This is a genomic window from Microcystis sp. LE19-84.1B (assembly GCF_027531875.1).
GTDB classification, from domain to species: Bacteria; Cyanobacteriota; Cyanobacteriia; order Cyanobacteriales; family Microcystaceae; genus Microcystis; species Microcystis panniformis.
In genome coordinates, this window is the sequence record NZ_JAPZSR010000403.1 from 19,522 (window position 1) to 27,386 (window position 7,865).

At 42.1% G+C, this 7,865-nt stretch carries 7 protein-coding genes; 1 reads left to right on the forward strand and 6 read right to left on the reverse strand.

Annotated elements, in window-relative coordinates; all coding sequences use genetic code 11:
• Positions 1-30: 30 nt before the first annotated feature.
• From O9324_RS22435 to O9324_RS22445, 3 genes are all read right to left on the reverse strand, one after another.
• On the reverse strand, positions 31-756 hold the full coding sequence (locus tag O9324_RS22435) for a carbonic anhydrase (RefSeq protein ID WP_288141349.1): 726 nt from the start codon (positions 754-756) through the stop codon (positions 31-33).
• An 80-nt stretch (positions 757-836) separates the two neighbouring features.
• On the reverse strand, positions 837-2,690 hold the full coding sequence (locus O9324_RS22440) for an NAD(P)H-quinone oxidoreductase subunit F (protein WP_288141350.1): 1,854 nt from the start codon (positions 2,688-2,690) through the stop codon (positions 837-839).
• 46 nt (positions 2,691-2,736) lie between these two features.
• On the reverse strand, positions 2,737-3,681 hold the full coding sequence (locus tag O9324_RS22445; protein WP_288141351.1) for a LysR family transcriptional regulator: 945 nt from the start codon (positions 3,679-3,681) through the stop codon (positions 2,737-2,739).
• Positions 3,682-4,101: 420 nt separating this feature from the next.
• Here O9324_RS22445 and O9324_RS22450 point away from each other — a divergent pair, with 420 nt between their 5' ends.
• Positions 4,102-4,812, forward strand: a complete 711-nt coding sequence (locus tag O9324_RS22450) for a Uma2 family endonuclease (protein ID WP_288141352.1) — start codon at positions 4,102-4,104, stop codon at positions 4,810-4,812.
• Between the two features lie 284 nt (positions 4,813-5,096).
• On the opposite strand, the gene grrM is transcribed toward O9324_RS22450, so the two are convergent.
• From grrM to O9324_RS22465, 3 genes are all read right to left on the reverse strand, one after another.
• A complete protein-coding gene (gene grrM / locus O9324_RS22455; RefSeq protein ID WP_002768470.1) occupies positions 5,097-6,257 on the reverse strand; it encodes a cyclophane-forming radical SAM/SPASM peptide maturase GrrM/OscB in 1,161 nt (386 codons plus the stop codon).
• Between the two features lie 198 nt (positions 6,258-6,455).
• Positions 6,456-7,577 (reverse strand): murein transglycosylase A, encoded by a 1,122-nt coding sequence (mltA, locus tag O9324_RS22460; protein WP_288141353.1) that lies wholly within the window; start codon positions 7,575-7,577, stop codon positions 6,456-6,458.
• 175 nt (positions 7,578-7,752) lie between these two features.
• Positions 7,753-7,865, reverse strand: a 113-nt coding sequence (locus O9324_RS22465; RefSeq protein ID WP_185237766.1) for a transposase, incomplete at its 5' end; no start/stop codon positions are given.

Sequence of the window (7,865 nt, forward strand, 5' to 3'; positions counted from 1 at the left end):
CAACCAACACGATGACTAATCGGGAATTGACTAGATTAAATTCACTTTGCCGGTATCGAGATCATAGTAGGCTCCGACAATTTTTAATTGTTTTTTATCTACTAAATCACCCATGACTGGGGATTTGCCTAATTTCTCTACTTGATAGATAACATTGGATTTAATTGCTCGCTCAAGTTTGTTAGAACCGGGTTGTTTTTCTGCCCGATCAACTCCCACCTGTAGTCCATCGATTAAACGACCGATTTGTCCGGGGAAACGACCCCCTTCAATGGTGGCTTTTACCGCTCCACAACGGGAATGACCAAGGACAACAATTACCTTAGCTCCTAACACCAACGTGCCGAATTCGAGACTACCAATTTCTTCAGAAGTGGCTAAATTTCCCGCTACCCGACAAACAAATAGATCTCCTAATCCTTGATCAAAAACGATTTCTGCCGGTACGCGAGAATCGGCACAGCCCAAAATTGCCGCAAAAGGGGCTTGACTTTCGGCCACTTCTGTGAGTCGAGCTTGATCGCGGTTAGGACTTTTTTTTCTTCGTTCCCAGAAACGTTGATTGCCTTCCATGAGCATAGTTAAAGCCTGGTCTGGGTTCAATCCTTTATTTTGAGCCGTTAGCCATGGCTCAGAATTAACAGCAGTTTGGGCGTTAGTTTGGGACAGTTGCGAGCCTAAAATAGTAGCGGCCAGACCAGTTCCCAAAAAACCCCCCCCATAACGGATTAATTGGCGACGAGAGGTATTGAACATCGGTAGTTGTTTCCATTAATCAGGACAAATTCTATTGTCAGGGCCGGGGATGCTAAAGAAAAGCCTAAGTTATCAAATCTTTAACTGAAAACTAGAGAAATCTGTGATAGTAGGGGCCAGCAGATGATAATACCAATCAAAGCCACCCCCAAAATAATCGACAGAAAGTAAAATTGGGTCTGTCCCGAGACGTTATATTTCAAACTCTGACCACCAAAAACCGTGGCTAATCCCACCAGATTAACTATCCCATCCACCAGAAAGGTATCGATCCAGTTAATAATTTGCGAGATTAATCCGACGACAAAAACGATGGTGACTTTATACAATTGGGCTGTATAAAGGTCGTTGGCAAAGAAATCTTGAAGGGCTTTCGGTTGAAAAACGATCGGTTTGGAGATATTGTCATTCAGATAAATATATGCTGCCGGAATTACGCCCCCAGCAGTGGAAAGCACCAAGAGAAAAGCCACTCCCAGATTTAAGTTACTTGGTAATAAATGCCATTGCGCTAATAAAATCGGCACATGAATGGCGAAACCCATGGTCACAGTCATGGGGATAACTAAGGGCCAAAGAGCTTCCGGAGAGCGCAGGGTCATTGGTTTGATTTTACCGCCAAAGAAAACGCAAAATTCTCTAGTGACACTAAAGGCAGTTAAGGCATTGACCAACAATAGCACTAATAACAGTAAACCACTGACTTCTGCGAGGCGATCGCCCATGCGGGCTAATGCCCAAAAACCACCAAAGGGAGGCAGTGCGACTAAACTAGCGGCACCGACGAGATAACAAATACCAGAAACGGGACGACGGGACCATAAACCCCCGTATTGGCTTAAATCTTGGCTGATATTATTCCAAATGATGTTGCCCACCACCATGACTAACAGGGACATAGCGATCGCATAAGTGAAGAGTAACACTAAAGCGGTTTCCGTTTGTCCGGTGGCCACAGCGATAAAAATCAGTCCCATGTAGGCACTGACGGAATAGGAAAGGGAGCGCTTAACATCGATCTGGGCGATCGCAATTAAGCCCGCACCGATGGCAGTAACAGAGCCAACAATGATCATCACCTGTAAGGTTAGGGGCGATAATTGTAGCACCGGCTCTAATTTCACCAATAACCAAGCACCAGTGGAAACGACGACGGTATTCCGCATAATTGTCGCGGGCATCGGTCCTTCCATGGCCTCATCTAGCCATAAATGCAGGGGAAATTGGGCGCATTTGCCCATCGGACCGGCAATCAGGGCTAAACAGAGTAAATTAGCCACATTGGGGTTTAAATTGGCTGTAGCCGCCCATTCTGCTAATTCGTCAAAGTTCCAAGTTCCCGCCAAGGGTAAAAGGGCCACCACTCCCATCAACAGGATTAAATCGCCAATCCGTTTGGTTAGGAAAGCATCCCGCGCCCCCGTCACCACCAGAGATTGATTGAACCAGAAACCAATTAGCAGATAAGTGCCGAGGGTGAGAACTTCTAGCACACAATAGCTGAAAAATAGCGAATTACAGATAACGAGGGCGCACATACCCCCTTCAAAGAGAGCGACGAGAGAATAAAACCTTGCCCAACCCCAATCCATTTCTAGATAGCCGATCGCATATACCTGAGCGGCGAGGTTTAAGCCAGTAATTAGCAGTAAAGCCCCGATATTAACAGCCGAAATCTGCACATCTAAAGATATGCTTAAATCTGCGGCATTTAGCCAATTAAATGCTATAGATTGCGGCGGACGACCCCAAACGGCGATTAAAGCAAAAAGGCTATGGAAAAAAGCCAAGAAGGTCATGATTAAGTTCAGATAACCAGCCGGTCGCGGGCCGGTTTGCCGGATAATACCGGGAGACCAGGGTAGAGCGAGAAGTGCACCCGCAAGGGCATAAAGAGGTACCAACCAGATAGTCTGGCTGAAGGACTCGAACATATAACCACCTCAAGAAGAAAAATGATCCTGAATTAAAGTTTAAGGTTTAATGGGTCACTAATAGGCTGTGGCCATTTTTTAACGGGGCATGAATGGGGATGGTTTGACTAGCTTCCAGCAGGTATTTTAAAAAAGCATCGGCAATCACGGAAAGTTGTTTTCCGGCCAGGTAACAAACGTACCAATTGCGCTGAATCGGAAACTGTTCCACGTCGAGAATGGCTAATTCTCCGTTTTCCCCTTCCGAGATGAGAGTATGCTTAGATAGTACCGATAGTCCCAAACCGCCAGAAATAGCCTGTTTAATCGCCTCGTTACTGCCTAATTCCAAGCGCACCTTAACTTTAATATCGTGGAGATTAAATAATTTTTGTACGGCTTGGCGGGTTCCGGATCCCGATTCGCGCATAATAAAAGGTTGATGGTTGAGGCACTCAAGGGGGAGATTTTTCTGGCCCACCAATGGATGATCTCGTCGCGCCACCACCACTAGGGGATTTTCCAGAAAAGACTGAGAACAAAGTTCCACTTCTTCCGGCGGTTGACTGAGAATATAGAGGTCATCCTCGTTATTTAACATTCGCTCTTGCAGTTTCTGATGATTAGTCACTTGCAGGGCGATGTCAATACCGGGATACTGTTGACAGAATGTCCCCAGTAATCGCGGCACAAAGTATTTAGCGGTGGTAATTACGGCTAAAGTCAGCTTTCCCTGTCTAGTTCCCTTAATATCGGCCACTTTCATCTGAAAGTTGTCCAATTTATTAAAAATCTCTTGACAGGTGAACAGTAATTCCTGACCCGCTTCGGTTAAAAATAAACGTTTGCCAATTTGCTCGAATAGCGGTAAACCCACGGCTTTTGTGAGTTGTTTGACTTGGGTTGAGACGGTGGGTTGAGTGATAAATAACTCCTCAGCCGCCTTGGTAAAGCTACTGTGTCGAGCGGTAGCCTCAAAAACCCTTAACTGGTGCAGGGTTGCCTGTATCAAGTTCCTATGCCCTCCTCAATAACAACTATTTGTCACCATCAATCCTAACGTTTTTATAGATTCTAGTCAATTAACTTTTTGATAAATATAGACTCTACTAGATATAACTGCCGCTTAAGACCTTTAGTCAGCCGTCAGCCTTGAATCAGTTATCAGTCATCAGTTGTAGCGGTTTTCAGTCTAATAAGGTATAGTAAATCCCTTGATAGATAGGCGTTTCAATCGGGACTCACTTCTGTGAAAACCGCTATATCAGTTATCAGATGTGAGTTTTCAGTTCACTGATTACTGTTCACTGAAAAAGCTCCCCTCTCCCCTACTCCCCCATTACCCCATCTCCCCAATTCATAATTGATAATTCATAATTCATAATTATCTTGCTACAATCAGAAAACAACCATCTATTAAAAATAAAAGACAATGGTTAGTTATCTTGATATTGACGACGATCTTCTTTTCCCAGATAGCGATGGTCAACCGATGGCAGATAATACCGAACAATATGAGTGGATTGTTAAAATTAAGGAGAATTTAGAGATTATCTTTGCCGATGACCCTACGGTGTTTATTGCTGGAGATTTACTCTGGTATCCTCTGCGTTCTACTTTGGTTTCACCGGTTGCTCCCGATGTGATGGTAGCTTTTGGCCGTCCCAAAGGACGAAGGGGTTCCTATCGTCAATGGCAGGAAGAAAATATCGCTCCTCAAGTGGTTTTTGAAATTCTATCACCGAAGAATACAAAAGCAGAAATGAGTCGAAAGTTAGAGTTTTATGACACATATAGTGTAGAAGAATACTACTTATATAACCCGATGCGCTGTCGTTTACAAGGATGGCAAAGACAGGGAGAAAATTTAGGAGAAATTATCCCCATAAATGATTGGATAAGTCCCCGTTTAGGTGTGCGTTTTATCTGGAATAAATCTAGTTTAGAATTGTATCGTCCCGATGGAGAGAAATTTTTAACAACTGTTGAGTTAGAGTCTCAAATGCGTCAAGAAAAGAAACGCGCTGATCAAGAAAAAAAACGCGCTGATAAAGAAAAGAAACGTGCTGATAAAGAAAAAAAACGTGCGGATCGACTAGCGGAACGCTTAGAGGCGTTAGGATTAACCTTAGAAGAAGAATAATACCATGCCATTACTTTGGAAAAATGGTATTTAGACCAAGTTTTTTCATAGGTTATTAGTAAACAATAATCAGTGAACTGATAACTGATAAGTAGGTAGGCGTTAAAAATTATCAGATGCCCCCCTTATTAAGGGGGGACTAAGGGGGGATCGGCACCCCCCTTATTAAGGGGGGCAGGGGGGATCGAACCTAAAATCCATTTTTAATTTAATTATAACCAGCTACTTAACTGATAACTGATAACTGATAACTGATAACTGTTTACTGATAGCTAAAAAAGTCTTTAAACTTCTAATAAATTTTCTAGGCGATCGAGAACAATATCGGTGATACACTTAATCCGGTATAAACAGGCTTTAGTATCTGTGGAGTTGAAAGTGCCATTTTCCCAATATTTGTTACTACCGGCACCTCCCCCACAAACGCCAAAATAATCGCATTTTTGACGACATAAATCGACTCCACCGCGCATATCAGCGTAAATTTTTTGAAATTTCTCAGTTTCACAGATAGATTCTAGGGAATCGGTCAAAACATTACCAAAGATAAAATCGCCGTAGGGTTGGGTTTTAATCGATAGTAATTCCGGATCAAAGGTGGAAAAATTACCTTGATTATCAAAATTGACAATCATAAAAGGTCGATTCATATCAGTATTTTCTAAGCGTTCATCGGCATAAATCAAACTACAGATCGATTCAAATTCCCGCAGCTTAAATTCTCCTTGTTTGGCCGTGACTAACTCCCAAAATCTGGCGATAAACTGGCGATAACGTTGTTCAATACCTAATTTATCTAAGGAAGATTGCGAATGAATCCCCTCGGTTTCTTCCATATTAAAAGCCACATCAGTAAGACCATGATCCCAAAAAAAGTTAAAAATTTCGTCGGGATATTCGAGAGAATCTTCTGTTAAAACAGCGATGATACTAACATCAATTTCATGTTTTTGCAAGAAAGAAATCCCCCGCATCGTAGCAGCATGGCTGCCAGTTCCCTTGCGGTTTTGCCGGTGGATATCGTGAATAAAAGCTGGTCCATCAAGACTGACTCCCACATAAACATCATGCTTTTTAAATAATTGACACCAAGCATCGTTAATATAAGTGGCGTTAGTTTGTACCGAATGACGAAAACAGTAACCCTGCTGATTATATTTCTCGCTAACTTCCGCAATTTTAGCAAAGGCACTTTCATAAAAACTGATGGGAACTGCTAAGGGTTCACCTGCGTGCCAGCAAATGGTAAAATCATTTTGGAGAAAACGACTACTAAAAACCCTCTGAAAAATCGGCTCGATTAAATCTAAAGATAGGGTATTTTTTAAATGGCGATCGGGTAAATAACAGTAATCACAATTAAGATTACAAAAAGAAGTCGGCTGCACGACTACTAAAGTAATTGGACCACAATCAGACCAATCTATATTTATGGTTTTTTTCATGATTCTATTGTTTAAATTCTCCCTTAAGTGGGTGGGTGGAATTAAATATAAGATGAACGTAGGTTGGGTTGAAGCATGAAACCCAACGCCCGCATAGTTGACGCTACCGCTAACCCATCCTACAAATAATTGTGCCTCCCTACTTAACTATGATAACTGATTCTGGGAAGTCTATCTTAATTCTACCTATACTATTTCCTATTCCCTCAATAATAAATAATATAATTGACCGGGGGTATTAACTAAACCAGCTTTATCGCCAGCATTTTTTCCTGTTCCCATAAAAATATCTACCCTCCCAGTACCTTTAATTGCGCTGCCAGTATCTTGATCGAGAACATAGCGACTCACTAATTTTTTATTAAGATTTTCCTGGGGAATTTCTGTCTCAATTACCGCTAAAGCACCGGGGGGAAAAATACTTTTATCTGTAGCGATCGATCTTTCTGGTAAAACCGGAACTCCAATACTACCAGTGGGAGGCGCACCGTGGGTTTCTCGAAAGAAAATAAACCGATTATTGCGGGGAATATAATTCTTTAATTGCTCGGGATTATTTCTGAGAAAATCTAAAACCATTGGTAAGGTTAAACCCTCAGCAGGAAAAATACCATCGGCAATCATTTCTTTTCCCAGACTGGTGTAGGGATGCTCGGTATTGCCATCAAAACCAATGCTCATAATTTGACCATTAGGTAAACGTAATTTTGCCGAACCTTGCACATGAACTAAATAAGCTTCTAAGCGATCTTTTAACCAGACTAATTCGTATCCCGCTAGACGGCTATTTTCCCCTAGTAAACCATCTTTTCCCTCTAATTCTACCCTAGCTGGATGGGGTTTAGACCAGCGAGAAAAGTTAGCAGGTCGGCGATAGAGAGGATATTTATACTCGGCATTTTTTTGCCGACTTGCTTGATAAATTGGCTCAAAATAACCAGTAAATTTAACAGTTCCTTGGCTATCTTTACCTAAAGAACGATACCAGATAAATTCTTTTTTAACTGCCTTTTGTAGAGCCGCGGGAGTGGGAGAATTCTGCACTAATTGACGAAAACGTACTAGGGAACGCTGCACTCGCTGACGAGTTATTTCTGGAATAGGATAATTTTGATAGGCACGGATCGCCGCCGAGCTATTCAGATAACGTAAACTATGATCGATCGCTTGTAGTAGGGTTTTTTTGTCCGTTAGCAGTCGTTCATCGTATCCCGTAGATGTTCCCAATTGTGAGATTTCAAAAGGTTCTAGGGGCAAATTTACGGGGGTGAGGGCAATTAATCCCAAGCTGAGGGGGAGGAGTGTCAAAAGGTGTTTCATGGTGACAGGAGTGGGCAGCTATTGACTAGATTATACTAAATCCGTTGAGTATAGGCTGCTTATGAGGACAGGCAAAAGGCACTAGGCAATAGGCAAAAGAGGAAATAGATAATCAGTTTTTAATAACTGGATTTAGTATTAACAATCAGGGCTCTTCGTTACTCTTTATGCTAAATCAACAGACAAGATGCCAAGATAACATACTTCTAACCCAAAAATTACGAAAGTTTCTAAAGCCATAGGCTCTCCGTTTTATTAGTTTAAGTTTATTGTTGATTCCCTCGACCA

Coding starts and splice junctions, on each gene's coding strand:
- grrM (WP_002768470.1), bottom strand. CDS start 6,257: ATGAAAAAAACCATAAATATAGATTGGTCTGATTGTGGTCCAATTACT.
- mltA (WP_288141353.1), bottom strand. CDS start 7,577: ATGAAACACCTTTTGACACTCCTCCCCCTCAGCTTGGGATTAATTGCC.
- O9324_RS22435 (WP_288141349.1), bottom strand. CDS start 756: ATGTTCAATACCTCTCGTCGCCAATTAATCCGTTATGGGGGGGGTTTT.
- O9324_RS22440 (WP_288141350.1), bottom strand. CDS start 2,690: ATGTTCGAGTCCTTCAGCCAGACTATCTGGTTGGTACCTCTTTATGCC.
- O9324_RS22450 (WP_288141352.1), top strand. CDS start 4,102: ATGGTTAGTTATCTTGATATTGACGACGATCTTCTTTTCCCAGATAGC.